We start from the raw sequence: 23,749 nt of genomic DNA, 5'->3' as shown, positions 1-23,749 counted from the left end.
GGTAACAGCGAAGCAGCGTCCGGTGCGGGTCATGCGTATCCCCTCCGTGGGGCTTGATGGTTTACCTGTAGGAGCGGCGCAAGCCGCGACCGCGAAACCACGCTTGCGTCGAATCTGCGATGTCGCGGTCGCGGCTCGCGCCGCTCCTACAGGGCTTTCAGCGGGTACGGCGCGCGAGCGGCTGGCCCAGGCGCACGGCGGTCTCGGCCTGCAGCGCGGCGTCCAGCGTCGCCACGCCGGGCGGCAGCAGCACGATCACGGTCGAGCCGTAGTTGAACCGGGCCATTTCCTCGAAGCGCTTGAGGACGATGCCCTTGCCGCGGTAGTCCTTGGTGGTGACGCGGTCGCCGTAGGCGGGAATCTCGATCCCGCTCCACACCGTTTCCACGCCCGACACCAGCAGCGCGCCGACCATCACCAGCGCCATCGGCCCGAAATCGGTATCGAAATGGCAGACCAGGCGCTCGTTGCGCGCGAACAGCCGCGGCACGTTGCGCACCGCGTCGGGGCCGACGCTGAAAAGCCGGCCGGGCACGTGCACGGTCTCGCGCAGGGTGCCGGTCCAGGGCATGTGCACGCGATGGTAGTCGCGCGGCGACAGGTACACGGTGGCGTAATCGCCGTCGCGGAACGGCGCGGCCGCGGCTTCGTCGCCGCCGAGCAGTTCCAGCGCGGTGAACGAGCGGCCCTTGGCCTGGAAGATCTCGCCGGCGCGGATCGGCCCGCACTGGCTGATGCGGCCGTCGGCCGGCATCAGCAGGGTGCGCGCGTCGCCTTGCGCGCGGCGCGCGCCCGGCTTGAGCGCGCGGGTGAAGAAGGCGTTGAAGGTCGGATAGGCGCGCGGATCGGGATTGGCCGCCTCGCTGAGGTCGACGCCGAACTTCTCGGTCACCGTGTCGATCAGCCAGCGGCTCACCCGCGGGTCGGGCGAGTAGGCCAGGGTCCGCGCCAGGCCCGACAGGAAGCGGTGCGGCAGCGCATAGGTCAGGGTGGTGACGAGGCTCACGGCGAGGCCTCCGTCAGCGCGGCCATGTCGCGCGCGATCGCGTTGGAATCGAACGGCGGCCGCACCAGCCCGGCCATGCGCCCCTGCGGGTCGAGCACGGCCATGCTGGCGCTGTGGTCCATCGAATACTGGTTGGCCGGCGCGCCGGGCGGGGCCGGGACCTTGGCGAACACCATGCTCAGCGACTTGGCGAAGTTCTCCAGCGCCGGCACGTCGGCGGTCGCGGCCAGGGTGTCCTTGTGGAAGCCGTGGGCGTACTCGCCGATCTTGTCGGGGCTGTCGCGCTCGGGATCGACCGAGACGAACAGCACCCGCGGGCGGGTCGATTCGGGGATCGCCTCCCAGGCCTTCTGCGCCACCGACATCTGCGCCAGGGTGGTCGGGCACACGTCCGGGCAGTGGGTGAAGCCGAGGAAGACCAGGGTCCAGTGGCCCTTGAGCTCGCCCGGGATCAGCGGGGTGCCGTCGGACTGGCGCAGCGAGAACGCGGGCAGGGTGCGCGGCGGGTCGAACAGGCGCACCGCCTGGGTCTGCGGCAGGTGCGAGCGCTTGGCGCTGCCGAAGTATTTCTGCGAGGCCCACAGGCCCAGCGCGGCGGCCAGCGCGGCCACCAGGACGATGGCGGTAGTGCGGTTGAACATGGCGGTTCCAGCGTGAATGCCCGGCCATGATACCGGGACCGGGGACCGGGGACCGGGGACCGGGGACCGGGGACCAGGAGCCAGCGTCGACTTCTCCGGCATCGGTTCCATCAACGTGCGCCTTTGCGTCGACGCCCGCTCCGGGTTCCCGGTCCCCGGTCCCGAACAAAAGCTATACTGCGCCCCTTGTTACGCCCTGGACCCGCCGTGCCCGCTTCCGTTTCCTTCGAACAGCTGACCCTCGTCGACCTGATCCGCTACGGGGCCAGCCGCTTCAACGCGGCCGGGCTGAGCTTCGGCCACAGCTACGACAACGCCCTGGACGAAGCCACCCAGTTGGTCCTGCACGCGCTGCACCTGCCGCACGACCTGAGCCCGGTCTACGGCCAGGGCCGGGTCACCACGGACGAGAAGGACGCGGTGCTGGCGCTGTTCCAGCGCCGCATCGACGAGCGCATCCCGGCCGCCTATCTGACCGGTGAGGCCTGGTTCGCCGGCCTGAGCTTCAAGAGCGACGCGCGCGCGCTGGTGCCGCGCTCGCCGATCGCCGAGCTGATCGAGGCCGGTTTCGAGCCCTGGCTCGGCGGCCGCGAGGTGCGCCGCGCCCTGGACCTGTGCACCGGTTCGGGCTGCATCGCCATCGCCACCGGCCATTACCACCCCGAGTGGGAGGTGATCGGCGCCGACATCAACGACAAGGCGCTGTCGCTGGCGGCCGAGAACAAGCAGCGCCTGCTCGCCGACAACGTCGAGTTGCGCCAGTCCGACCTGTTCCAGGGGCTGCAGGGCGAGGTGTTCGATCTGATCGTCACCAATCCGCCGTACGTGACCGACGACGAGACCGACGCGCTGCCGCGCGAGTACTCGTTCGAGCCGGAGCTGGGCCTGCGCGCCGGCTTTGATGGCCTGGACCTGGCGCTGAAGATCCTGCGCGACGCTCCGCAGCACCTGAGCGAGCACGGCCTGCTGATCTGCGAAGTCGGCGAAGCCGAGCGCGCGCTGTGCGAGCTGCTGCCGCAGCTGCCGCTGGCCTGGGTCGAGTTCAAGGTCGGCCAGATGGGCATCTTCGTGGCCGAGCGCCACGATCTGGTCGAGCATCACGACGAGATCAAACGGCTCGCCGACGCGCGAGCCTGATCGAGTCGTAAGGATCACGCGCGTCGGCGGCTGGCGGCGCGGGGCTCGGGCCTCGCGCGGCGCCGCAAGCGACGCTGACCGAACAGCATCGCCGGCGCGGACCGGCCGTAACTCGTAAGCGCCCCGCGGCGTTTGCGCTTCTTCAAAACGCATCCGCCTGCGGACTCCCTGGAGATCGCCGCAGGCTCGCGCCTGCCTTCGTTGCAGCGGAAACCGGACGGGTCGGCTATGGTGGCCGGGTCGGTATGCGCGCGGGGCTGGGCTGGACGCTTCGGGTCCTGAAACCTTTGCGCCGGCTGGGCTGGACGCATTGGGTCCTGAATCTTTGCGCAGGCTGGGCTGGACGCATCGGGTCTTGAACCTTTGCGCAGGTCGGGCTGGACGCATCGGGTCCGAGGACGCTTGCGCGGGCCGGGCCTGGCGGCAAGTCCCGCGCAAGCGTCCTCGGACCCGATGCTTCGTCGCGGTCGGAGGGGCGTAGCGATTGGAGCCCTGATCCCAAGTACGTCGCTCATGCAGGGCGGGGGTGACGCTTGCGAATCGATCATTTCCGCCCGTCACGGCCGCGCCTTACCATCGATCCGCCCTTGTAGGAGCGGCGCAAGCCGCGACCGCAAACCAGCAAGCACGCCCCGGCATCGACGACGAACCCGCTTCATCCACAACACACCAACCCCCGCGATCATCGCCAACGCACCACCGGCACCCACCAGGATCCCGCGCAGTGGCCAGCAACAGCTTCGGAACCCTCCTCACCGTCACCACCTTCGGCGAAAGCCACGGCCCGGCCATCGGCTGCGTCGTCGACGGCTGCCCGCCGGGCCTGGAACTGGCGCCGGAGGAGTTCCGCCACGATCTCGAACGCCGCGCCACCGGCCGCAGCCGCCACACCTCGCAGCGGCGCGAGGCCGACGAGATCGAGATCCTCAGCGGCGTCTACCAGGGCCGCACCACCGGCACTCCGATCGCCCTGCTGATCCGCAACACCGACGCGCGCAGCAAGGACTACGGCAACATCGCCGAGCAGTTCCGCCCCGGCCACGCCGATTACAGCTATTGGCAGAAGTACGGGCATCGCGATCCGCGCGGCGGCGGCCGCTCCTCGGCGCGCGAGACCACCATGCGCGTGGCCGCCGGCGTCATCGCCAAGAAGTGGCTGGCGCAGCGCTTCGGGGTCGTCGTACGCGGTTATGTATCGCAGATCGGCACGATCGTGCCGGCCGGCTTCGACCTCGACGCGGTCGAAACCAATCCGTTCTTCTGGCCGCACGCGGCCCAGCTCGACGAGCTGGAGCGGTACATGGACGCGTTGCGCAAGTCCGGCGACTCGGTCGGCGCGCGCGTGGAGGTGATCGCCGACGGCGTGCCGCCGGGCTGGGGCGAGCCGATCTACGGCAAGCTCGACGGCGAGCTTGCCGCGGCGCTGATGAGCATCAACGCGGTCAAGGGCGTGGAGATCGGCGACGGCTTCGCCAGCGTGGCGTCGAAGGGCACCGAGCATCGCGACGAACTGCTGCCCGACGGCTTCGCCAGCAACCACGCCGGCGGCATTCTCGGCGGCATCAGCACCGGCCAGCGCCTGCGCTGTTCGGCCGCGTTCAAGCCGACTTCGAGCCTGCGCCTGCCGGGGCGCAGCCTGGACATCCACGGCAACGAGATCGAAGTGGTCACCACCGGCCGCCACGACCCGTGCGTGGGCATCCGCGCCGCGCCGATCTGCGAGGCGATGGTCGCGCTGGTGCTGATGGACCAGGCGCTGCGCCACCGCGCCCAGTGCGGCGACGTCGGCGAGGTGACGCCGCGGGTGCCGGCGCAGGCGGGGCAGGGCGATGTCTGAGCGTCCGCGCGTGTGGGTCTCGCAGCCGCTGTTCGCCGATGTGCTGGCGCGGCTGGGCGAGCATTTCGAGGTCGAGGCCACCCGCGAGGTGACCCGGCACGAGCCGGCCGCGGTCAACGCGATCCTGCGCCGCATGGACGGCGCGCTGGTCACCCTCAACGATCCGATCGGCGCCGAGCAGATCGCCGGCGCGCAGCGCCTGCGCGCGATCGCCAACGTCGGCGTGGGCTACAACAACCTCGACATCGCCGCGCTCAGCGCCGCCGGCATCCTCGCCAGCAACACTCCCGACGTACTGACCGAGACCACCGCCGATTTCGGCTTCGCCCTGATGATGGCGGCCGCGCGGCGCATGAGCGAGGCCGAGCGCTGGCTGCGCGACGGCCAATGGCAGCGTTGGAGCTTCGACAGCCTGCTCGGCGCCGACGTGCACGGCGCGACCCTGGCGATCCTCGGCATGGGCCGGATCGGCCAGGCCATCGCCCGCCGCGCGACCGGTTTCGGCATGCGCACGCTGTACCACAACCGCAGCCGCCTGCCCGCGGCGGTGGAGGCCGAATGCAAGGCGCAGTACGTCGGTTTCGACGAACTGCTGGCGCGCGCCGATCACCTGGTGCTGGTGCTGCCGTATTCGCCGCAGTCGCACCACCTCATCGACGCCGCTGCGCTGGCCAAGCTGCGGCCGCACGCGACCCTGACCAACATCGCCCGCGGCGGCATCGTCGACGAGGACGCGCTGTGCGACGCGCTGGAGCACGACCGCCTCGGCGCGGCCGGCCTGGACGTGTACGAAGGCGAGCCGCGGCTCAACCCGCGCCTGCTGCAACAGCGCCGGGTCGTGCTGACCCCGCACATCGCCAGCGGCAGCCTGGCCACGCGCCGGGCGATGGTGGCGCTGGCGGTCGACAACCTGATCGCCGCGCTCGGCTTCGGCCCGCGCGCGGGCGATCCGCCGAGCCCGATCAACGGCGGGATCCGGGACCGGGGACCAGGGACCCGGATTTAGAAGCCGACCGCAACAGCCGCTTTTCGGTCCCGGGTCCCCGGTCCCCGGTCCCGCCTCCAAAGCTCCACCCGCCGGAAATGGGTCCGGCGGTCCCCACACTCAGGTAACTCAGATCAGATGAACGCCAAGACGTCCTGCAATGTCGCCGTCGTCGGTGCCACCGGCGCGGTCGGTGAAACCATGTTGAAGGTACTGGCCGAGCGCAAGTTCCCGATCGGCAAACTGCACGTGCTGGCGAGCGAGCGTTCGGCGGGCGAGAAAATCGAGTTCGAGGGCCAGACCCTGGTCGTGGAAGACCTGGCCGCGTTCGACCCCAAGGGCGTCGACATCGCCCTGTTCTCTGCCGGCGGCTCGGTGTCGAAGGAATACGCGCCCAAGTTCGCCGCCGCGGGCGCGGTGGTGATCGACAACTCCTCGGCCTTCCGCTACCAGGACGACGTGCCGCTGGTGGTCAGCGAGGTCAATCCCGAGGCGCTCAAGCACCGTCCGCTCGGCATCGTCGCCAATCCCAACTGCTCGACCATGCAGCTGATGGTCGCGCTGGCGCCGATCCACCGCCAGGCCAAGCTCGAGCGCATCAACATCGCCACCTATCAGTCGGTGTCCGGCACCGGCAAGCGGGCGATGGAGGAACTGGGCCGGCAGACCGCGGCGCTGCTGAGCTTCCAGGAGGCGCAGCCGGAGATCTATCCGGTGCAGATCGCCTTCAACGTGATCCCGCACGGCGGCGACTTCACCGACAACGGCTACACCACCGAGGAAATGAAGCTGGTCTGGGAGACCCGCAAGATCCTCGGCGACGACAGCATCGGCGTGAACGCGACCGTGGTGCGGGTGCCGGTGTTCTACGGCCATTCCGAGGCGGTGCACATCGAGACCCGCGACAAGCTCTCCGCGGCCGACGCGCGCGCGCTGCTGGAAAAGGCGCCGGGCCTGGTGGTGGTGGACGAGGCCAAGGGCGGCGGCTACCCGACCCCGGTGACCCACGCCTCCGGCGAGGACCCGGTGTTCGTCGGCCGCATCCGCGACGACATCTCGCACCCGCGCGGGCTGTCGCTGTGGGTGGTGGCCGACAACATCCGCAAGGGGGCGGCGACCAACGCGGTGCAGCTGGCCGAGCTGGTGTGGGCCGAGCGCTGAGGTAGAGCGTCGAGGCATGAACCGGGAAATCGGGCCCCGCGGGGCCCGATTTTTTTGCGCCGGTGGAAAGCCTCCAGGCCATGGCCTCGTTGCTTATGAGCAATGGTCTTCAGGCCAAGGCTTTATGGCTTTTGTGGGAGGGCCTTCAGGCCCGATGCCTTTGTTTCAGATCGCCGCGACCGGATCGAAAAGCATCGGGCCTGAAGGCCCTCCCACAAAAGCCGGCTTCCCCTCAGCCAGTCAACGGCTTAGGATGAAAACTTAACGAATGCGTTGCGCATTCAGGCCGTACCCCTTTAGAGTCGCCGCCTGACTTCGGAATGGGACCGCTCGTGAGATCAGGTTTCGCACGCACCGCCCTGGGCCTGGCGCTGGCATTGGCCAGCTCGGCGGCCTGTGCGCTGGGTCTGGGCCAGATCGAGGTCAAGTCGCGCGCCGGCCAGCCGTTGCTGGCCGAGATCCCGGTCATCGCCAGCGGCCCGGAGGAACTGGCCCAGCTGCGCGCCGGCCTGGCCTCGCCGGAAACCTTCCAGCGCATCGGCCTGGAGCCGCCGCAGGGCATCGTCACCGACCTGCGCTTCACCCTGGCGGTCGACCGCAACGGCAAGCCGATCATCCGCGTCACCAGCACCCAGCCGGTGCAGCAGCCGCTGCTGACCTTCCTGATCGAAGTCGATTGGGGCCAGGGCCGCCTGACCCGCGAATACTCGGCGTTGCTCGACGCGCCGCGCACCGCGTCCGCGCCGATGCAGCCGCCGATCCAGGCCGCCGCCGGCGCGAATCCGAACACCATCGAACGTCCGCTGGAGGCGCCGCTGCCGTTCGGCGCGCAGCCGCAGCAGACCGATCCGCTGGCGGTGGAGAACCCGGTGCCCGGCTACGATCCGGGCAACGCGATGCAGCCGTTGCCGCCGGACGCGCTGGCCGCGCAGCCCGAAGCGCCGCCGCCGCAGGCGATCCCGGACGCCGCGCCGCCGGCCGCGGCGCCGGCGCCCGCCGAGCGGCCCAACGCCGGCCGCATCGCGCGCGAGCCGCGCCCGCCGCCGGCCGCGCCGGCCGCCATTCCCGCCGAGGGCGAGATCACCGTCGCGCGCGGCCAGACCCTGTCCGGCATCGCCGCGCAGGTGGGCGGCGCGCAAAGCCTCAACCAGACCATGATCGCGCTGCTGCGGGCCAATCCCGAGGCCTTCGTCGGCGGCAACATCAATCGCCTGCGCGCCGGCGCGGTGCTGCGCCGTCCGCCCGGCGGCGAGATGGCGGCGATCGACCCGCGCGAGGCCAACGAACTGGTCCGCGCGCAGATCCAGCAATGGCGGCAGGCGCCGCAGCAGGCGGTGCCGCAGCCGCTGACCGTCGGCGCCGACCGCGTCGCCAAGGCGCCGGTGGCGCCGGCCGCGCGCGAGCCCGGCCGGGCCAGCGATGCGCGCCTGGAAATCGTCCCGCCCGGCGCCGAGCGCGCGAAGGCCGGGGCTCAGTCCGGCATCAGCGCCGCAGGCGAGGGCCACATGGTGCGAGAACAAGTGCAACAGGCCAACGAAACCATTGCGGTGCGCGAGCAGGAACTGGCGGACCTCAAGAGCAAGGTCGCCGAGCTGGAGAAGCTCAGCACCGACCAGCAGAAGCTGATCGCGATGAAGGACAGCGAGCTGGCCGCGACCCAGCAGCGCCTGGCCGAGAACCAGGCCCGCGCCGACAGCGGCTCGCCGTTGCCGTGGATCTTCGGCGGCCTCGGCCTGCTGGCGCTGTTGGCCGGCGGCTGGGTGCTGAGCCGGCGCGAACCCAAGCGCCCGAACTTCCGCGCCGCCGCGCCGGCGCCCGCGCCGTTCGTGCCGGCGCCCGCAGCCACCGAGCCCACTCCGGACCCGGTCGAAACGCTGCGGCGCAAGCCCGAACCGGCGCCGCTGGTCGACCCGGTCGCGCAGCTGCTCGGCCGCGACCGCTCCGAACCCGAATCGCGCGCCGACGCCATCGCCGATAGCGACGCCGACGCCGATGTGGCGGACGTGTCCGAACAGACCGACGCGCCGCAGGCCCACGCCTTGCAGGATTTCCCTGGCGAACAGGAACCCGCGACCGTCCAGCCCGCCGCCGACCCCGTCGCGCCGCCGCCGCACTGGACCGCCCCGGTCAGCGAACCCAAGAGCCAGCCGCGCGTGCCGACCTGGCATTCGACCAGCGCCGGCAGCCAGCCGCGCCGCGAGGCCGAACCGGCGCCGCTGCAGCCGGTGCCGGTGGCCCCGGCCGTCGCCCCGCAGGTCGCCGCGACCCAGGCGCCGAGCGTGGAGCCGCGCGCGGATGCCGGAACCGTCGCGCCGCGCCTCGCGGCCGAACCGGCCCGGCTCGCGCCCGATCCCATCGTGCCCGATCCCATCGCGCCCGCTCCCAAGCCGGCCGCCGCGGTCGCGGCCTCGCCGGGCCTGGAGCGGATCGAGCTGGCCCGCGCCTACCTCGACCTCGGCGACGAAGGCAGCGCCCGCCAGTTGCTCGGCGAAGTGTTGATCAACGGCGACCACGCCGCCCGCCAGCAGGCCGCGCGCCTGCTGCGCGAACTGGAAGGCGCCGGCGGAGGCCGGACCGGCTCCTGAGGCACAGGCAAGGGCAGGGCATGAACGACTCCGACACCGCCTCCGCCGCCGCGCCGCTGCGGCGCTACGCCCTGGGCGTGGAGTACGACGGCAGCGAATTCTCCGGCTGGCAGCGGCTGGTGCGTCCGGGCGAGCCGAGCCGCCCCGAGCACGCCCCGCGCGGCGAAGCCACCGTGCAGACCACCCTGGAGCAGGCGCTGAGCTTCGTCGCCGGCACCGGCATCGAGGTGGTCTGCGCCGGCCGCACCGACGCCGGCGTGCATGCCTCGTGCCAGGTCGTGCATTTCGACAGCCCGGTCGAGCGCGACCCGCGCGGCTGGACGCTGGGCGCGACCTCGCGCCTGCCGCCATCCGTATGCGTGCGCTGGTGCATTCCCGTGGCGCCGGACTTCCACGCGCGGTTCTCGGCGCGGGCGCGCCGTTACCGCTACCGCATCCTCAACCGCCCGGTGCGGCCGGCGCTGCAGCGCCAGTACCTGAGCTGGGAACGGCGCCCGCTCGACGCCGACGCCATGCACCGCGCGGCCCAGGCGCTGCTGGGCGAGAACGATTTCTCGGCGTTCCGCACCGTGCACTGCCAGGCCCCGCACGCGCGCCGCGACCTGCAGTCCATCGCGGTCCGCCGCGACGGCGATATCGTGGAAATGGAAGTGCAGGCCAACGCCTTTCTTCACCATATGGTGCGCAACATTGTCGGAAGCTTGCTGCCGGTCGGCCGCGGCGACCGGCCCGAGGGCTGGATCGCCGAACTGCTGGCCGGGCGCGACCGCACGGTCGCCGGTCCGACCGCTCCGTCGGCGGGACTGGTGTTCGTCGGGCCGCGCTATCCCGCCGAATGCCAGTTGCCCGCCGAGGTCTGCCTTTGAATCCGTCCCGCACGCTGTACCGCACCCGCATCAAGTTCTGTGGTTTCACCCGTCCCGGCGACGTGCGCCTGGCCTGCGAACTCGGCGCCGACGCGATCGGTTTCGTGTTCGCCGCCGGCAGCAAGCGCCGGGTCGCGCCCGAGGAGGCGCGGGCCATGCGCCAGGCGCTGGCGCCGCTGGTCGACGCGGTCGCGCTGTTCGCCGACAACCCGGTCGATGAAGTGCGCGAGGTCGTGCGCCAGGTCCGGCCGAGCCTGCTGCAGTTCCACGGCAACGAAGACGACGCCTACTGCCGCGGCTTCGGCGTGCCTTACCTGAAGGCCATCGCGATGGGCGGCGAACTGGCCGGCCAGCACCCGTCCGCGCTGCTGATGCGCTATCCCGGCGCGGCCGGCTTCCTGTTCGACAGCCATGCCGAGGGCGGCAGCGGCGGCAGCGGCAAGACCTTCGACTGGAAACGCATCCCGGTCGGGGTGCAGAAGCCCTTCATCCTGGCCGGCGGCATCACCCCGGACAACGTGTTCGAGGCGATCCTGGCGACCCTGCCATGGGGGGTGGACGTCTCCAGCGGCATCGAGAGCGCGCCCGGGCTCAAGGACGGCGACAGGATGCGTCAGTTCGTCGAGGAAGTGCGGCGGGCCGACTGCCACGTCGAGTAACGCGCCGGCGACCGCTGCGACGGGGAAGGGCGGGGACGCGGACGCGCCGGCCGGCGCGCTCGCGCGGCGCGCCGACGGTGCGCCGTTCCCGCTGTCGCCCGGGCCCGCGTCGCGCTTGCGCTTTGCCCAGCGCGTCACCCCGCAACCGGACCGCCATTCCGAGGCAAGCGAAACGGTACGGTCGGCGCGCCGATGCCCTAAACTCTGGGGTTCCGCCGCGCCAGGCGCGGCGCTCCCCCGTTTGATGGCCGCCGATGTCCGCCGATCCGATCGCCCAACCGATTGATTTCCATCAGTACCCCGACGCCAACGGCCATTTCGGCCGGTTCGGCGGCCGGTTCGTCGCCGAAACCCTGATCGCGCCGATCGAGGAACTCGCCCGCGCCTACGACGCCGCGCGGGTCGATCCGGCCTTCGTCCAGGCCTTCGACAACGACCTGGCCCACTACGTCGGCCGGCCGAGCCCGATCTACCACGCGCAGCGCCTCAGCGACGAAGTCGGCGGCGCGCGGATCCTGCTCAAGCGCGAAGACCTCAACCACACCGGCGCGCACAAGATCAACAACACCATCGGCCAGGCGCTGCTCGCCAGCCGCATGGGCAAGACCCGGATCATCGCCGAGACCGGCGCCGGCCAGCACGGCGTCGCCAGCGCCACCGTGGCCGCGCGCCTGGGCCTGGAATGCGTGGTCTACATGGGCGCCACCGACATCGAGCGGCAGAAGATCAACGTCTACCGGATGAAGTTGCTCGGCGCGACCGTGGTGCCGGTGACCAGCGGCTCGCAGACGCTCAAGGACGCGCTCAACGAAGCCATGCGCGACTGGGTCACCAACGTGCGCGACACCTTCTACATCATCGGCACCGTGGCCGGCCCGGATCCGTATCCGCGCATGGTCCGCGACTTCAACGCCGTGGTCGGGCGCGAGGCGCGCGCGCAGATGCTGGCCGAGTACGGCCGCCTGCCCGATGCGATCACCGCCTGCGTCGGCGGCGGCAGCAACGCCATCGGCCTGTTCCACGCTTTCCTCAACGACCGCGAGGTGCGCATCGTCGGCGCCGAAGCCGCCGGCGACGGCATCGACACCGGCCGCCACGCCGCCTCGCTCGCCGCCGGCCGCCCCGGCGTGCTGCACGGCAACCGCACCTACGTGCTGTGCGACGACGACGGCCAGATCGTGGAAACGCATTCGGTCTCCGCCGGCCTGGACTATCCCGGCGTCGGCCCCGAGCACGCCTTCCTCAAGGACACCGGCCGCGCCGAGTACGTCGGCGTCACCGACGACGAAGCGCTCGACGCCTTCCGCACCCTGGCGCGCACCGAGGGCATCCTGGCCGCGCTGGAATCCAGCCACGCCATCGCCCAGGCGATCAAGCTGGCGCGTTCGATGCCGAAGGACCAGGTCGTGCTGTGCAATCTGTCCGGGCGCGGCGACAAGGACGTGCATACGATCGCCGGCCGCGAAGGGCTGCACTTTTGAGCGAGGAGTGAGCGTGGAGGAGTGAGGAGTGAGCGAAAGCATCGTTTCGCCCTCCGCGCCTCTCTACGCCGCTTTGGGTTCCGCTCGCTTCTCACTCCTCTACGCTCACTCCTGTGCCCCCATGAATCGCATCGACGCCAAGTTCCAACAGCTGCAAGCCGCCGGCCGCAAGGCGCTGATCCCGTTCCTGACCGCCGGCGATCCCTCGCTGGAGGCGACCGTGCCGGCGATGCACGCGCTGGTCGCGGCTGGCGCCGATGTGGTCGAGCTCGGCGTGCCGTTCTCCGATCCGATGGCCGACGGCCCGACCATCCAGCGCAGCTCCGAGCGCGCGATCGCGCGCGGCGCCGGCCTGGGCTGGGTGCTGCAGGCGGTAGCGCAGTTCCGCCAGGGTGACGCCGATACGCCGGTGGTGCTGATGGGCTACCTCAACCCGATCGAGATCCGCGGCGCGCAGCGTTTCGCCCACGACGCGGTCGCCGCCGGCGTCGACGGCGTGCTGCTGGTCGACCTGCCGCCGGAAGAGGCCGCCGAACTGCGCGCGGCCTTCGCCCAGGCCGGGTTGGCGCTGATCCTGCTGGCCTCGCCGACCACCACCGACGAGCGCCTGGCGCTGCTGTGCGACGGCGCCCAGGGCTATCTCTACTACGTCAGCTTCGCCGGCGTGACCGGCGCCGACCGGCTCGACGCCGGCGCCGCCAACGACCGCCTGCACCGCATCCGCCAGCAGTCGCGGGTGCCGGTGGTGGCCGGCTTCGGCATCAAGGACGCGGCCAGCGCCGCGGCCATGGCGCGCGAAGCCGAAGGCGTGGTGGTCGGCAGCGCGCTGGTCGCGGTGCTGGCCGAAGCGGCGTCGGCGCAGGCCGCGGCGCTGGCCGCGCGCGACTTCCTCGCGCCGCTGCGCGCGGCGCTCGACGCCGCCTGACCCGAGCGGCTGAACAGCGGCGGCCGGGGCGTCCGGCCCGCTGCGCTAAACTGGCGCGTCGGGACGGCACCGGCGCGGCGCATCCGATCCACTGCCGATCCGTCCTCCGCCCGCTACAACAGGAAGATCCCAACGCATGTCGTGGCTCAAGAAACTCATGCCGTCCGGCATCCGCACCGAGACCGGCGCGGCCAAGCGCCGCAGCGTCCCGGAGGGCCTGTGGGAGAAGTGCGAACGCTGCGGCGCCGTGCTCTACCGTCCCGAACTCGAGGAAAACCTCGAGGTGTGCCCCAAGTGCAGCTTCCACATGCCGATCCGCGCGCGTGCGCGGCTGAGCGCGTTCCTCGACGCCGGCAGCGGCCAGGAAATCGCCGCCGAACTGAGCCCGGTCGACGTGCTCAAGTTCAAGGACCAGAAGAAGTATTCCGAGCGCCTCAAGGCCGCGCAGAAGGCGACCGGCGAGCGCGACTCCTTGATCGCGATGGCCGGCACGCTCAAGCAGCGCCCGCTGGTCGCCGCCGCGATGGACTTCGCCTTCATGGGCGGCTCGATGGGTTCGGTCAGCGGCGAGCGCTTCGCCCGCGGCGCCGAGCGCGCCGTGGCCGACGGCGTGCCGATGGTCTGCTTCGCCGCCAGCGGCGGCATGCGCATGCAGGAAAGCCTGTTCTCGCTGATGCAGATGGCCAAGGCCTCGGCCGCGCTGGGGCGCATGCGCGACGCCGGCCTGCCGTTCATTTCGGTCATGACCCATCCGACCTTCGGCGGTACCACCGCCTCGTTCGCGATGCTCGGCGACCTCAACCTGGCCGAGCCCGGCGCGCTGATCGGCTTCGCCGGCCCGCGCGTGATCGAACAGACCGTGCGCGAAAAACTGCCGGAAGGTTTCCAGCGCAGCGAGTTCCTGCTCGAGCACGGCACCGTCGACCAGATCTGCGACCGCCGCGAAATGCGCGACCGCATCTCGCACCTGCTGGCGATGATGATGAAGCAGCCGCAGCCCGAGGACGATGTCGAAGCGGCCTGAGGCCGCTTCGGCAGGGTCGGCTGATTTGACATCGGCGATCTCCAAAAGCGACGCCATCGGCGCGAACGCGCCGGTCGCGTCGCTTTTGCCATTTTGGCGTCCCGACGATCCGCGATCCGCGGCCCGAAACGTTCGAACTGTGAGCGCCGAAGCGCAACGCGGCAGCGTTCAGCCGCGCGCCGACGTAGCGCGCCGCGCATGCGGCACACTCCTGCGGCGGCACTCCCCCGACGGCGTTTTCATGCCCGTTCGCCGCATCATCGCCATTCCCCGTTCCCTTCATTTCCGCTTCCCAGACCTATCCCTATGACCCGCAAATACTTCGGCACCGACGGCATCCGCGGCCGCGTCGGCGAGGGCGCCATTTCGGCCGACTTCGTCCTGCGCCTGGGCAACGCCTACGGCCACGCGCTGCAGCGCCGCGACTGGCGCAACCCGATGGTCATCATCGGCAAGGACACCCGCATCTCGAACTACATGTTCGAGGCCGCGCTCGAGGCCGGCCTGGTCGCCGCCGGCGTGGACGTGCAGCTGATGGGGCCGATGCCGACCCCGGCGGTCGCGCACCTGACCCGCTCGCTGCGCGCCGACGGCGGCATCGTCATCTCCGCCTCGCACAACCCGCACTACGACAACGGCATCAAGTTCTTCTCCGCCGACGGCGAAAAGCTCGACGACGACACCGAACTGGCGATCGAGGCGGCGCTGGAGCAGCCGTTCCGCACGGTCGAGTCCGAACGCCTGGGCCGCGCCGTGCGCACCCGCGACGCCATCGGCCGCTACCTGGAAGCCTGCAAGGGCTCGGTCTCGCGCGGCTTCGACCTCAGCGGCCTGCGCATCGCCCTGGACTGCGCCAACGGCGCGACCTACCAGGTCGGCCCGCTGGTGCTGCGCGAACTCGGCGCGCGCGTGGACGCGATCGGCGTCGACCCGAGCGGCCTCAACATCAACGACGGGGTCGGCTCGACCCATCCGCAGACCCTGGTGGCGAAGGTCCAGTCCAGCGGCGCGGATCTGGGCATCGCCTTCGACGGCGACGGCGACCGGGTCATGTTCGTCGACAGCGAAGGCCGCATCTGCGACGGCGACGACCTGCTCTACATCCTCGCCACCGACTGGCAGGACAGCGGCCGCCTGCGCGGCCCGGTGGTCGGCACGCTGATGACCAACTACGGCCTGGAGCGCGCGCTGGAACAGCGCGGCATCGGCTTCATCCGCGCCAAGGTCGGCGACCGCTACGTCCACCAGCAACTGATCGCCCACGGCGGCATGCTCGGCGGCGAAGCCTCCGGCCACTTGCTGTGCCTGGACCGCACCAGCACCGGCGACGGCATCGTCAGCGCGCTGCAGGTGCTGGAAGTGCTGGCGCGGCGCAAGCTGTCGCTGCGCGACGCCCTGGCCGGGCTGCAGCGGGTGCCGCAGAAGACCGTCAACGTGCGGTTCGAGGGCGCGAGCAAGCCAACCGAAGCCGCGTCGGTGAAGGAGGCGTTGAAGCTAGCAGAAGCCGCCGTGGCCGGCCGCGGCCGCGCCTTTCTGCGCCCCTCGGGCACCGAGCCGGTGGTGCGCGTCACCGTCGAGGCCGACGATGCGAAGCTGATGCAGGACACGCTCGACGCGCTGTCGGCGGCAGTCAAGGCCGCGGTCTGACCGCTGCGTCCACGCTGCAAACGACGAAGGCCGCGCAAGCGGCCTTCGTCGTTTTTGCCCGAAGCTCCCTGTAGGAGCGGCGCAAGCCGCGACTGCGCCAACCAAACAACGACGCAGGCCGTACGCCATGCGGCATTCGGCCGGCGCCGGATCGAAACCCAAGACCTCCATTGCGCGCCGGCGTTTCGTTGCCGCAGTCGCGGCTCGCGCCGCTCCTACAAGAAACGACCCGCCGCTCAACGCTGCTGGAACCGCGTCAGCATCTCCCACGACTGGCTCACCGCCGCCGGGTCCACCTTCGCCCCGGGGATCGGCCGGTAGCGGCGGTCCACCACGGTCGCCGCGCCGTAATTGTCGAACAGGTAGATCCGGTCGCCCTGGCGGATGCCGCGCTGCGACCAGCTCTCCACCAGCAGCGGCCGGTTCGGCTGCGCCGGCCCGAACAGGTCGAGCCCGGTGCTGTAGTCGGCGCTGTCGTTGCGGCAGCCCAGCGCGTGCTTCATCAATGTCGGCACCAGGTCCTCGTGCGAAGTGACGTGGCCGGTCTTGCGCGCCGCCATGCCCGGCCAATACAGCACGAACGGCGTGCGCAGCTGGTAGTCGGAGAAGTTGCCGTTGTGGCCCCAGTAGTTCTGCTTGAGGTCGTTGAATTCCTCGCCGTGATCGCCGGTGACCACGACCACGGTGTTGTGCGCGAACGGTCCGGCCTGCAGCGCGTCCAGGAACGGCCCGATCAGCGAGTCGGCGTAATGCGCGGCGGTGCGGTAGCGGTTGAAGTCCGGCAGCGGATCGTGGTCGGGGCCGAAGTCGATGGGGTTGATCGACTTCGCCATCGGCTGGAACAGCGGCGGGTAGCCCTCGGACATGTAATAGGGCTGGTGGGTCGAGTCCAGGAACACGAAGCCGAAGAAGCGCTGCTGCGCCGGGGTCGCGGCGATGTCGCGCTGCAGGTCGCGCAGGATCGACAGGTCGCGCTCGGCGCTGTGGCGCTCGCGCGGGCCGTTGACCAGGCGCTCGCGCACCTCGGAGAACACGGTGCGGTCGAATTCGGGGTTGTACAGCGGCGCGCTGCCGTAGATGTGCATCGCATAGCCGTCTTTCTTCATCTGGCCGATGAAGGCCGAGCCGCGCTGCTCGGCCAGCATCGGGTGCCAGTAGCCGCCGGGCAGGCCGTAGAGCAGGCCGAACAGGCCGAAGCGGGTGGCGTTGCCGGAGCTGTAGTGGTCGTCGTACCACTGCGAACGCTGGGCCAGGCGCCAGGTGTTGGGCATCACCTGCGGGTTGAGCGCGTCGTGGCGCAGCGATTCGAGCAGGATCACCACGACGTTGAGCTTGGGCGCCTTGTCGCATTCCAGCGGCTTGCGCGGGTATTGCAGCAGGCCTTCGCCGGCGCTGGGCATGCGCGCGTCGGGGTCGCTCTTCACCCCGAAGCGCTGCAGCGAGTCCTTCAGCGTGATCGGCTGCGCCCACGGGATGTAGGGCAGCTGCGACAGCACCGCGCGATCGCCGCGCGCGTCGTAGTAGGCGACCATCGCCTGGCCGAACAGCATCACCGCCGCGGCCAGCCACCACGCACGCACGATCGCGGTCAGGCCCGGACGCCGGCGCAGCGCGCGCCACCACAGCCACGCCGCGGCGATTTCCAGCGCCAGCACCAGCGCCACCGCCAGCGCGATCAGCGCCCAGGTGCCGGCGGAGAACACCACCTGGTCCTGCATCGCGCCGCCGAACACCATGTTGGCGACCATCGCGTTGAGGTGGAAGCGGTACAGCGCGAACACCTTGGCGTCGGTGACCAGCAGGCAGATCCACGCCGCCTGCAGGATCACCGCCGCCGCGGTCAGGGCGCCGTTGCGCCGGGTCAGCCAGCCCAGCAGCAGCGGCGGCAGGCCGAGCAGGGCGCCGAAGAAGAGGAAGTGGCCGGGCAGGGCCAGGGTCAGGAACAGCGCCGCCTTCCAGTGCTCGGCGAGGTGGCCGAAAGGGATGTTGAGCGCGGCGATGGCGATCGCGGCGACGGCGTTGGTCAGGGTGAACCCGGTCAGCCAGGCCAGGGCGCGGCGCGCCTGGAAGGCGGGGCGGGCGGCGGGTACGTCCATTCGCGGGGGCGTTCTCGAGGTGGGGCGGACCGGGGCGGGCCGGGCCGAAAGCGAGCCGGGCGGGCGGCGACTTTAGCGTGTAACAAAGCCCTGGAACACCGCCGGAGGGCGGGCGCGCGGCGCCGAGCTGAAGCGCGCTGGCGGCCGTTCAGCCTGGGCGCGCGCGGGCGTGCCGGGGCGGTCTGCCGGAGGTGCCGCCGCGGTCGCCCGGAGGCGTCGAACGCGCGTGCGGGCCGGCTTTGAGCGAAGATAGCCGCCTATCCGAAAAGACAGACCAGACAGGAACGCCCAGTGAGTCAGATTCCCACCCTCGACATCCGCCGTTTCGACACCGACCGCGAGGCCTTCTTCGCCGAGCTCGGCGCGGCCTACCGCGAATGGGGTTTCGCCGGCATCCGCGGCCACGGCATCAGCGACGCCCAGATCGACCGCGCCTACGACGTGTTCAAGCGCTTCTTCGCGCTGCCCGACGAGGTCAAGCGCCAGTACCACGTGCCCGGCGGCGGCGGCGCCCGCGGCTACACCCCGTTCGGCGTAGAGACCGCCAAGGACTCCAAGCACTTCGACCTCAAGGAGTTCTGGCACGTCGGCCGCGAGATCGCGCGCGACTCCAAGTACGCCGCGGACATGCCGGCCAACCTGTGGCCGAGCGAGATCGCCGAGTTCAAGGAAGTCGCCTACGGCCTGTTCACCACCCTCGACGAGCTCGGCTCGCGCGTGCTCAGCGCGCTGGCCCTGCACATCGGCCTGCCGGAGAACTACTTCGCCGACAAGACCGACTCGGGCAATTCGATCCTGCGCCCGATCCACTACCCGCCGATCACCGCCGACGACATCCCCAACGTGCGCGCCGGCGCGCACGAGGACATCAACCTGATCACCCTGCTGGTCGGCGCCAGCGCCGCCGGCCTGGAAGTGAAGTCGCGCCAGGGCGAGTGGGTGCCGTTCACCGCCGACGCCGACACCATCGTGGTCAACATCGGCGACATGCTGCAGCGCCTGACCAACCACGTGTACCCGTCGACCACCCACCGCGTGGTCAACCCGCCGGGCGAACAGGCGCGCCAGCCGCGCTACTCGACCCCGTTCTTCCTGCACCCGAACCCGGACTTCGTGATCGACGTGCTGCCCTCGACGATCACCGCGGACAACCCCAAGCGCTATCCCGAGCCGATCACCGCGCAGGGCTATCTGGAAGAGCGCTTGCGCGAGATCAAGCTCAAGTGAGTCGGAAGTAGCGGATCGGGAGTGGAGCATCGGGCGGCGCGGTCGCCGTGGCATGCGGGCACGACGCCCGCGGTGGAGCCGGATCGCGACATCGCCGATCGCTCAAAAGGAAAAAGCCGGCTTGCGCCGGCTTTTTCTTTGGCCTGGAACTGCGCTCCGGGCGGAGCGTCCGGGCGCCGCGGAACGGGCCGCGGCACCCGTGGACGTCCTTGTCCGCTGCGGCGACTTACCCAAGGCTGCGTCGCCTGGCGGGCTGGCCGCCAAACCGGGGCGGAGTCCGTCGCCGGCCGCGTTTCAGGCCGGCGACGGCGGGCTCAGCAGCCGATCGCCGTGCACAGCGCCACGATGTTGTCGTCGTTGAACCGCGCGCCGACCCACGCCGTGCCGAACGCGCCGATGTGCGGGCCGCTGACGACGCTGTTGACCTGGTTGCCGGCGTTGGAATTGGGCGTGTAGTTGATCAGCCACGCGCCGCCGCTGGCGCCGTAGGTCATGTCGCAGCCCTGCACGACGACGTTGGTGCCTTCCGACGGCGAGTCGTAGGTCTGGCCGGCGCAGATGTTGGTGTACTGCGTGCTCAGGTTGCTGGCGTAGCCGTGCGAGTAGGTGTACAGCGAGTACGGCTGGTTCCAGGCGCGGCCGAGCCAGCCGACGTAGTTGATCACCGGAATGCCGGTGGTCTGCTCGCCGGTGAGCTTGATCACCGCCACGTCCCAGCGCCGGGTGCCCTGGCTGATCCAGTTGGTCGGCACGCGCGCGGTGCTCCAGCCGAACTTGCCGTACGGCGCTTCGCCGTAGCGCTCGGCCGGCACGAACACGAAGTTGGAGTTCCAGCCCGAGCCGAAGGTGTAGACGCAGTGCGCGGCGGTGGTCAGCACGTTGGTGCCGCTGGAGACCTGCGCGGTGCAGTACGAACTGGCGCCGCCGGGCTTGGTGAAGTACAGCTTGCCGATCTTGTTCCACGGCGAAGCCTTCCACTGGCTGGTGTAGTAGTTGCCGGGGAAGCGGGTGTAGGCGTAGTGCGCGCCGTCCTTCTCGCCGCCCAGCGCCGCCGTCGGCGCGGCGGCCTTCTGCGCGTCCAGCGCGTCGAGCTTGTTCCACACCTGCGGGAAGTGCTGGCGGGCGAGGTAGTTGTTGAACGCCGGGGCGCTGCCGCCGGGCGCGCTGGCGGCCGGGCCGGTCGGCGCGTCCAGCGCCTTGAGCGCGGCCGGGGACGCGGCTTCGCCGCGGGTTTCCCAGACCAGCGGCTTGACCGCGGCGCGCTGGCGCGCGGTCGCGAACGGCGCGGCCTGGGCGGCCTTGGCCGCGGCGGCGCTGCCGGGCTTGGGCGCATCCAGCGCGGCGACGTCGCCGTGGGCGGTGCGGATCACGGTTTCGCCGGCGCTGGCGGCGCCGGCCAGGGTCAGCAGGGCTAGGCCGGCGACAGCGGCGAGGCGGCGGGGGAGGCGGTGCGAGGCAGTGCGATGCGACTTCATGTCGAAAACTCCTTGAGGTATCGCTCCATGGGCGACGGATGGATCGTCGGCGCAGCGCCGTCGCGCGCCTCGATCCGTGGCGGCGCGGACGGCTTCCGGTCGAACGCCGGGCCGACTCGTACAGGCGAGTGCGGACCGGTGGCATCCCGCGGATGGCGGGCGGTTCGGCGGTGGGCGCCCTTGGCGGGCGGCCACCCCAGGAAACGCCGGGGTCGGGGAGGGCAGGACAGGCCGGGACCATGGACCGGTGTGGCGCCGATGCAGTCGCAGCAAGGACTGGGACGGCTGCGGCGCAGGCGGGGCAAGGGTTTCGGGCGGAAAGCCGCGGTGGACGCGGGAGAGAAATGTTGCGCAGGCGCAACGGCGGCGGAGGGCGAACGGGCGGCGCGGGCCGGGTTCCTGGGGCGATTTGCGCCGCAGTAACGCGGGTATCGGCGGTTTCGTCGTGGCGGAATTGGCGCGGTCGCGGCTTGCGCCGCTCCTGCGGGGGCTTCGGTTGCCGAGCGTTCCGCTGCAGGCGCTGCGCAAGCTGCGAACGCCGGACGGGGTTCTCGCGCCGGCCGCCGGTTGCGCCCGCCTCACCCCTCGCGCAGGCGCACCCCGGCCGCGCGCAGCGCCTGGCGCCAGGCCTCCAGCTTCATCGCCGCGCCCTGCGAGGCGTTGGCCGGGCTGGTCGACGGCAGCCGCACCAGGGTCAGGTCCGGCCGCGCCAGGCCGGGCGCGATGAAGCGGCGGAAGCTCTGCTCGGCCTTGGCGCCGTTGAACAGCACCGTGCCGACCCGCGGATGGCGGGCGAGGAAGCCGGCGATGTCGTTCGGCACCGCGGTGTCGTCGCGGATCGCCGAATCCAGGCTGCCTTCGCGCTCGCATTGCGCCAGCACGTCCCACAGCGCGATCCCGGCCGCGGCCAGCGCCGCGACCCGCTGCGGGAAGTCCAGCGCCGGCCCCGCGCCGACCAGTTCGCCCATGATCGGCCAGAACCGGTTGTGCGGATGCGCGTAATAGCGCCCGGCCGCGAGCGAGGCGGCGCCCGGCATGCTACCGAGCACCAGCGCGCGGGCGTCGGGGACTTCGAGTGGCGGGAAGCTGTGGATGAGCATTCAGCCAGAAGTGAGCGAAGAGAAGTGAGGAATGAGTGTAATCCGCTCACTCCTCACTTCTCTTCGCTCACTTCTGGCTTCAAGTACCGTTGGTCGCGCCCAACCGTTAGACTGCGCCCCGTCTACGCACCGAGGGAGAAGCCATGCGCCGCAGGATCGTCGCCGGAAACTGGAAGCTGCACGGCAGCCGCGAATTCGCCTTCGCCCTGCTCGACGAGGTCGCCGCGCAGACCCCGCCGCCGGGCGTGGAGCGGGTGATCCTGCCGCCGCTGCCGTACCTGGGCGAGCTGGTCGAACACTACGGCGAACGCGGCCTGGGCTTCGGCGCGCAGGACGTCAGCAGCAACGTCAAGGGCGCCTACACCGGCGAAGTCTCCGCGGCGATGCTCAAGGAGGTCGGCGCGGTCTACGGCCTGGTCGGCCACTCCGAGCGCCGCCAGTACCACCGCGAGAGCAGCGAACTGGTCGCGCGCAAGTTCGCGGCCGCGCGCGACGCCGGCCTGGTGCCGATCCTGTGCGTCGGCGAGACCCTGGAAGAGCGCGAGGACGGCAAGACCCAGTGGCGCCTGCAGGAACAGCTGGCGCCGGTGCTGGAACTGCTGGGCGTCGCCGCCCTCGACGGCGCCGTGGTCGCCTACGAGCCGGTCTGGGCGATCGGCACCGGCCGCACCGCCACGCCGGAGCAGGCGCAGGAGGTCCACGCATTCATCCGTAGCGAAATCGCTGCGCAGGATGCTAGAATCGCTGGCTCGCTTCCGATCCTTTACGGCGGAAGCGTGAAAGCCGACAACGCCGCCGCGCTGTTTTCCCAGCCCGACGTCGATGGCGGACTGGTCGGCGGGGCCTCCCTGGTCGCGTCCGACTTCAACGCCATCGCTGCCGCGGCGGCGCCCTGATCGCGTCGAACGGCGAACTCCGCCGCCCGGCAACGGTCGTAACGAGCTGTCACTGAGCGAAGAATCCGAACGATGCTGTTGTTCCTCAACGTCATCTATGTGTTGATCGCGATCGCCATGATCGCCCTGATCCTGATGCAGCGCGGCGCGGGTGCGCAGGCCGGCTCGGGCTTCGGCGGCGGCGCCTCGGCGACCGTGTTCGGTGCCCGCGGTTCGTCGAACTTCCTGTCCAAGTCGACCAAGTGGCTGGCGGTCGCGTTCTTCGCGATCAGCCTGTTCATGGCTTGGCAGGCCAGCCGCACCGCCCCGGCACAGTTGGGCAAGCCCGACCTGGGCGTGATGGGTCGCGTCAGCGAGCAGCCGGCTCCGGCCGCGCCCGCCGCCGCCCCGGCCGCTGCGCCCAGCGCGATCCCGCAGGCTCCGGCCAGCGGCGTGCCGCAGGCGCCCGCGGCGGCTCCGTCGACGGCGCCGGCCAATGCCGCGCCCGCCGGCGCGGTGCCTTCGGCGCCGGCTCCGGCCGCCGCTCCGGCATCGCAGCCGCAAGCGCAGCCGGCAGCCCCGGCAAAACAGCCGGCTAACGGCGGCTGAGATAAACAGGTTAAAATAGAGTTTCAGCCCCGCCCGGACGGCAGGGCAGGTCAGCGATGACCTAGGGCGGCGCGGGTTCCCCGCAACGCCGGGCCAGGATGGCGGAAGTAGGTTGGCAGTGCCCAGATGGCGGAATTGGTAGACGCACTACCTTGAGGTGGTAGCGACTTAGGTCGTGGGGGTTCGAGTCCCCCTTTGGGCACCACATCCAACCCGGCAGCATCCAAGTCCGATGTCGATGCTTTAGACAGCAGTAGACAAGCAAGACAGCAATTCGCACCACGGTACGCAGGTGCGGCACGCACGGCGGGCCGCTCCGCGCGTCCGAACGACTGGGCGCCGCGGCGCCAAGCCAAGGGATCGCGCAACCATGCGCGCCCATGTAGCCGAACAAGTAGCCGAGAGAACACCGC

20 protein-coding genes and 1 tRNA gene are annotated in these 23,749 nt (G+C 70.8%); 16 read left to right on the top strand and 5 right to left on the bottom strand.

The window, feature by feature from the left end:
- Window positions 1–157: 157 nt before the first annotated feature.
- Complete coding sequence (gene asd / locus RDV84_RS21495; protein WP_057947307.1) at window positions 158–1,006, bottom strand: archaetidylserine decarboxylase; 849 nt, start codon at window positions 1,004–1,006, stop codon at window positions 158–160.
- Window positions 1,003–1,647 (bottom strand): SCO family protein, encoded by a 645-nt coding sequence (locus RDV84_RS21490; RefSeq protein WP_309151530.1) that lies wholly within the window; start codon window positions 1,645–1,647, stop codon window positions 1,003–1,005. Before RDV84_RS21490 ends, asd begins: the two co-directional genes overlap by 4 nt.
- A 207-nt stretch (window positions 1,648–1,854) precedes the next feature.
- Between RDV84_RS21490 and prmB the strand changes: the two genes are divergently transcribed.
- The 12 genes from prmB (at window position 1,855) to glmM (ending at window position 15,954) form a co-directional block, all read left to right on the top strand.
- Window positions 1,855–2,784 carry a 50S ribosomal protein L3 N(5)-glutamine methyltransferase gene (gene prmB, locus RDV84_RS21485; RefSeq protein WP_057947309.1) on the top strand — a complete coding sequence of 310 codons (930 nt, stop codon included), beginning with the start codon at window positions 1,855–1,857 and terminating at the stop codon, window positions 2,782–2,784.
- A gap of 724 nt (window positions 2,785–3,508) precedes the next feature.
- On the top strand, window positions 3,509–4,621 hold the full coding sequence (gene aroC, locus RDV84_RS21480) for a chorismate synthase (RefSeq protein ID WP_078996638.1): 1,113 nt from the start codon (window positions 3,509–3,511) through the stop codon (window positions 4,619–4,621).
- On the top strand, window positions 4,614–5,627 hold the full coding sequence (locus RDV84_RS21475) for a 2-hydroxyacid dehydrogenase (protein WP_309151529.1): 1,014 nt from the start codon (window positions 4,614–4,616) through the stop codon (window positions 5,625–5,627). Before aroC ends, RDV84_RS21475 begins: the two co-directional genes overlap by 8 nt.
- Before the next feature lie 117 nt (window positions 5,628–5,744).
- Window positions 5,745–6,767: an aspartate-semialdehyde dehydrogenase gene (locus RDV84_RS21470; protein ID WP_309151528.1), complete on the top strand. Its 1,023-nt coding sequence runs from the start codon at window positions 5,745–5,747 to the stop codon at window positions 6,765–6,767.
- Between the two features lie 16 nt (window positions 6,768–6,783).
- Window positions 6,784–7,032, top strand: a complete 249-nt coding sequence (locus RDV84_RS26995; RefSeq protein WP_425608182.1) for a DUF6053 domain-containing protein — start codon at window positions 6,784–6,786, stop codon at window positions 7,030–7,032.
- Window positions 7,033–7,099: 67 nt separating this feature from the next.
- The gene (locus tag RDV84_RS21465) at window positions 7,100–9,352 is read left to right on the top strand and encodes a motility hub landmark protein FimV (RefSeq protein ID WP_309151527.1); all 2,253 of its coding nucleotides are present in this window, start codon (window positions 7,100–7,102) and stop codon (window positions 9,350–9,352) included.
- A gap of 20 nt (window positions 9,353–9,372) precedes the next feature.
- Window positions 9,373–10,218 carry a tRNA pseudouridine(38-40) synthase TruA gene (truA, locus tag RDV84_RS21460; RefSeq protein WP_250442865.1) on the top strand — a complete coding sequence of 282 codons (846 nt, stop codon included), beginning with the start codon at window positions 9,373–9,375 and terminating at the stop codon, window positions 10,216–10,218.
- A complete protein-coding gene (locus RDV84_RS21455; protein WP_231783982.1) occupies window positions 10,215–10,877 on the top strand; it encodes a phosphoribosylanthranilate isomerase in 663 nt (220 codons plus the stop codon). Before truA ends, RDV84_RS21455 begins: the two co-directional genes overlap by 4 nt.
- A 254-nt stretch (window positions 10,878–11,131) precedes the next feature.
- Window positions 11,132–12,358 carry a tryptophan synthase subunit beta gene (gene trpB / locus RDV84_RS21450; protein WP_309151526.1) on the top strand — a complete coding sequence of 409 codons (1,227 nt, stop codon included), beginning with the start codon at window positions 11,132–11,134 and terminating at the stop codon, window positions 12,356–12,358.
- A gap of 121 nt (window positions 12,359–12,479) precedes the next feature.
- Entirely contained in the window at window positions 12,480–13,283 is an 804-nt protein-coding gene (trpA, locus tag RDV84_RS21445; RefSeq protein ID WP_309151525.1) for a tryptophan synthase subunit alpha, read from the top strand.
- Window positions 13,284–13,419: 136 nt separating this feature from the next.
- Window positions 13,420–14,307, top strand: a complete 888-nt coding sequence (gene accD, locus RDV84_RS21440) for an acetyl-CoA carboxylase, carboxyltransferase subunit beta (protein ID WP_057947318.1) — start codon at window positions 13,420–13,422, stop codon at window positions 14,305–14,307.
- Between the two features lie 306 nt (window positions 14,308–14,613).
- Entirely contained in the window at window positions 14,614–15,954 is a 1,341-nt protein-coding gene (glmM, locus tag RDV84_RS21435; RefSeq protein ID WP_309151524.1) for a phosphoglucosamine mutase, read from the top strand.
- Between the two features lie 236 nt (window positions 15,955–16,190).
- Here the strand turns inward: glmM and RDV84_RS21430 are convergent, their stop codons facing one another.
- The gene (locus RDV84_RS21430) at window positions 16,191–18,050 is read right to left on the bottom strand and encodes a DUF3413 domain-containing protein (protein ID WP_309151523.1); all 1,860 of its coding nucleotides are present in this window, start codon (window positions 18,048–18,050) and stop codon (window positions 16,191–16,193) included.
- A gap of 291 nt (window positions 18,051–18,341) precedes the next feature.
- Between RDV84_RS21430 and RDV84_RS21425 the strand changes: the two genes are divergently transcribed.
- A complete protein-coding gene (locus RDV84_RS21425; protein ID WP_309151522.1) occupies window positions 18,342–19,277 on the top strand; it encodes an isopenicillin N synthase family dioxygenase in 936 nt (311 codons plus the stop codon).
- 314 nt (window positions 19,278–19,591) lie between these two features.
- Here RDV84_RS21425 and RDV84_RS21420 read toward each other — a convergent pair whose 3' ends face one another.
- Both RDV84_RS21420 and RDV84_RS21415 read right to left on the bottom strand, forming a co-directional pair.
- Window positions 19,592–20,752 (bottom strand): trypsin-like serine peptidase, encoded by a 1,161-nt coding sequence (locus RDV84_RS21420; RefSeq protein WP_309151521.1) that lies wholly within the window; start codon window positions 20,750–20,752, stop codon window positions 19,592–19,594.
- Window positions 20,753–21,330: 578 nt separating this feature from the next.
- Window positions 21,331–21,852, bottom strand: a complete 522-nt coding sequence (locus tag RDV84_RS21415) for a DNA-deoxyinosine glycosylase (RefSeq protein WP_078996648.1) — start codon at window positions 21,850–21,852, stop codon at window positions 21,331–21,333.
- Window positions 21,853–21,995: 143 nt separating this feature from the next.
- Here RDV84_RS21415 and tpiA point away from each other — a divergent pair, with 143 nt between their 5' ends.
- From tpiA to RDV84_RS21400, 3 genes are all read left to right on the top strand, one after another.
- Window positions 21,996–22,748, top strand: a complete 753-nt coding sequence (gene tpiA, locus RDV84_RS21410) for a triose-phosphate isomerase (RefSeq protein ID WP_309151520.1) — start codon at window positions 21,996–21,998, stop codon at window positions 22,746–22,748.
- A gap of 72 nt (window positions 22,749–22,820) precedes the next feature.
- A complete protein-coding gene (gene secG, locus RDV84_RS21405; RefSeq protein ID WP_309151519.1) occupies window positions 22,821–23,336 on the top strand; it encodes a preprotein translocase subunit SecG in 516 nt (171 codons plus the stop codon).
- 120 nt (window positions 23,337–23,456) lie between these two features.
- Window positions 23,457–23,541 (top strand) — tRNA-Leu (locus RDV84_RS21400).
- The last annotated feature ends 208 nt before the right edge of the window (window positions 23,542–23,749 follow it).

The sequence above is a fragment of the Lysobacter yananisis genome, from assembly GCF_031199375.1.
GTDB lineage: Bacteria > Pseudomonadota > Gammaproteobacteria > Xanthomonadales > Xanthomonadaceae > Lysobacter > Lysobacter yananisis.
This window is presented reverse-complemented; position numbering and strand designations above follow the sequence as displayed.

Bases quoted from the DNA above. Each gene is read 5' to 3' on its own strand.
- RDV84_RS21490 (WP_309151530.1), bottom strand. From the start codon at position 1,647: ATGTTCAACCGCACTACCGCCATCGTCCTGGTGGCCGCGCTGGCCGCC.
- RDV84_RS21475 (WP_309151529.1), top strand. From the start codon at position 4,614: ATGTCTGAGCGTCCGCGCGTGTGGGTCTCGCAGCCGCTGTTCGCCGAT.
- RDV84_RS21470 (WP_309151528.1), top strand. From the start codon at position 5,745: ATGAACGCCAAGACGTCCTGCAATGTCGCCGTCGTCGGTGCCACCGGC.
- RDV84_RS26995 (WP_425608182.1), top strand. From the start codon at position 6,784: ATGAACCGGGAAATCGGGCCCCGCGGGGCCCGATTTTTTTGCGCCGGT.
- truA (WP_250442865.1), top strand. From the start codon at position 9,373: ATGAACGACTCCGACACCGCCTCCGCCGCCGCGCCGCTGCGGCGCTAC.
- trpB (WP_309151526.1), top strand. From the start codon at position 11,132: ATGTCCGCCGATCCGATCGCCCAACCGATTGATTTCCATCAGTACCCC.
- trpA (WP_309151525.1), top strand. From the start codon at position 12,480: ATGAATCGCATCGACGCCAAGTTCCAACAGCTGCAAGCCGCCGGCCGC.
- accD (WP_057947318.1), top strand. From the start codon at position 13,420: ATGTCGTGGCTCAAGAAACTCATGCCGTCCGGCATCCGCACCGAGACC.
- glmM (WP_309151524.1), top strand. From the start codon at position 14,614: ATGACCCGCAAATACTTCGGCACCGACGGCATCCGCGGCCGCGTCGGC.
- RDV84_RS21430 (WP_309151523.1), bottom strand. From the start codon at position 18,050: ATGGACGTACCCGCCGCCCGCCCCGCCTTCCAGGCGCGCCGCGCCCTG.
- RDV84_RS21420 (WP_309151521.1), bottom strand. From the start codon at position 20,752: ATGAAGTCGCATCGCACTGCCTCGCACCGCCTCCCCCGCCGCCTCGCC.
- RDV84_RS21415 (WP_078996648.1), bottom strand. From the start codon at position 21,852: ATGCTCATCCACAGCTTCCCGCCACTCGAAGTCCCCGACGCCCGCGCG.
- tpiA (WP_309151520.1), top strand. From the start codon at position 21,996: ATGCGCCGCAGGATCGTCGCCGGAAACTGGAAGCTGCACGGCAGCCGC.
- secG (WP_309151519.1), top strand. From the start codon at position 22,821: ATGCTGTTGTTCCTCAACGTCATCTATGTGTTGATCGCGATCGCCATG.